The 1863-nt window shown below is 68.5% G+C and carries 3 protein-coding genes; all 3 read right to left on the bottom strand.

Translation table 11 applies throughout. The features are described 5' to 3' along the window. Nucleotides 1-902, bottom strand: a 902-nt coding sequence (locus tag DH10_RS36140) for an energy transducer TonB (protein ID WP_192385980.1), incomplete at its 3' end; no start/stop codon positions are given. Further along, nucleotides 899-1405: a TonB system transport protein ExbD gene (gene exbD / locus DH10_RS36135; RefSeq protein WP_192249723.1), complete on the bottom strand. Its 507-nt coding sequence runs from the start codon at nt 1403-1405 to the stop codon at nt 899-901. The genes DH10_RS36140 and exbD, both read right to left, overlap by 4 nt. Nucleotides 1406-1411: 6 nt before the next feature. After that, the coding region (gene exbB, locus DH10_RS36130; protein ID WP_192385979.1) for a tonB-system energizer ExbB at nt 1412-1863 on the bottom strand (452 nt) is incomplete at its 5' end.

Raw genomic sequence — 1863 nt, 5'->3', positions numbered from 1 at the left:
AGCGCGCCGAGCGCCGCGCGGTCGAGATCGGCATCGCCTGACGACCGCGCCAGCCTGGCCGAGACTACCCGGCCCGAGGCATCTACGGTGAACGTCACGTTGGGGCTCCCTTCGGCCTTTCTCGAGCGCGCCGCGCTCGGATAGCGCGTGTGGCGCCTGATCCATGCCGCCAGGCTGGCATTCCACCGCGATGGGCTGACGCTGGATCGCGGCGCCGCGTCGGAGGATTGCGGCGCCGCAGCTTTCGTGCCGGCCTTGGCGTCGATGCTGGCCGTCGTCACCGCCTTGGGCGGCGCCGGCTTTTCCTTCTTCGGCCGCTGTTTCGGTTTTTCAACCGGCTTCTTCTCTGCCTTTGTCTTCGCCTCGACGGGTTTGCTTGCCTTGATTTCCGTCTCGACCGGCTTCGGCTGCGGCAGCGGAATGACCACGTCGGGCGCGATTGCTTCGACAGGGTCGGGAACGGCCTCTTCCAGCGGCGGCCGCTCGCTCAGCGCCGCCACGGTCGGCTCCGCCGGTTCGGCCTGTTCGGTCTTATCGGCGTCGACGGGCTGTTCGGTAACCGGTTCGGCTTCTTTCACGACCGGCTGCGGCGCCGGGTCGGTCGTCGGATTCACTTCGCTGACCGTCGGCGTCTCCTCGATTGCATCGGGCGGGTCCGGCGTGACCGCGTCGAGTGTCGCCACCTCTTCAGGCACGGCAGGTGCCATCACAAGCGGTGCCATTTCGACCGCCAGCGCCTGCGGCGGACCGCCGTCCGGCACCTCGGCGAAGCTGAGTTTCTGCACCGCATAGGCGACCGCGACATGCGCGGCGAAAATGACTGCGGCCGCGCTTGTCCATAGACCGGCTTCACGGAAGCCGAAACGTGGATGAGAGATCGCGGACATGGCGGCGGCCGTCATTGGCTCGTGCTCCCGGCCGTCGCCGGCGCGGCGCCTCCACTGGCGGCCGGAGCTCCGCCCGCCCGGGCCGCGCCCCCGATACCGGACGCCGTCTCCAGCCCGACCAGCGCGACCTTGAGGTAGTCGGCGGCGCGCAGCAGATTCATCACCTCCATCAGCTCGCCATAGCCGACATTTCTGTCGGCGCGCAGGAAGATGCGTGTCTGCTTGTCGCCCTTGGTCCTGGCGTCGAGCACCGCGGCAAAGATGGGGCGTGGCACGCTGTCATTGCCGATTGCCAGCGTGAGATCGCTTTTCAGCGTGAGAAAGAGCGGCGTCTCCGGACGCGGCGCCGGCGTGGCCGTCGACCCTGGCAGCTCGACATTGACGTCGACGGTCGCCAGCGGTGCGGCGACCATGAAGATGATCAGAAGCACCAGGATGACGTCGATGAACGGCGTGACGTTGATCTCGTGGCTTTCCTCGAGATCGTCGCCGGCCGTTTCACGAATCCGCGCCGCCATAGCCGCTCACTCCGCCGCCATCGCGGTTGCCGACGGCACCGTGCGGAAATCGAGGTCGCGGCTGACCAGCCGCTCGACGCCGGCGGACGCGTCGGCCAGGGTCTGCCTGTAGCCGGCTATGGACCTCGCGAAGACGTTGTAGATGACCACCGCCGGAATGGCCGCCACCAGGCCCATCGCCGTGGCGAGCAGCGCTTCGGCGATGCCGGGCGCCACCACCGCCAGATTGGTGGTCTGCGCCTGCGAGATGCCGATGAAGGCGTTCATGATGCCCCAGACGGTGCCGAACAGGCCGACGAAGGGTGCCGTCGAGCCGATGGTTGCCAGCAGGCCCGTGCCGCGCGACATGCGCCGGGACGCTGCCGCCTCGATGCGCGAGAGCCTGGAGGTGACGCGCTCCTTCAGGCCGTCCCCCGAGGCATGGTCGAGCGCGCCCGCCGAAAGCGCCCGCTCTTCCT

Origin of the sequence: Mesorhizobium silamurunense (assembly GCF_014843825.1) — a bacterium.
GTDB classification, from domain to species: Bacteria; Pseudomonadota; Alphaproteobacteria; order Rhizobiales; family Rhizobiaceae; genus Mesorhizobium; species Mesorhizobium silamurunense.
This window is presented reverse-complemented; position numbering and strand designations above follow the sequence as displayed.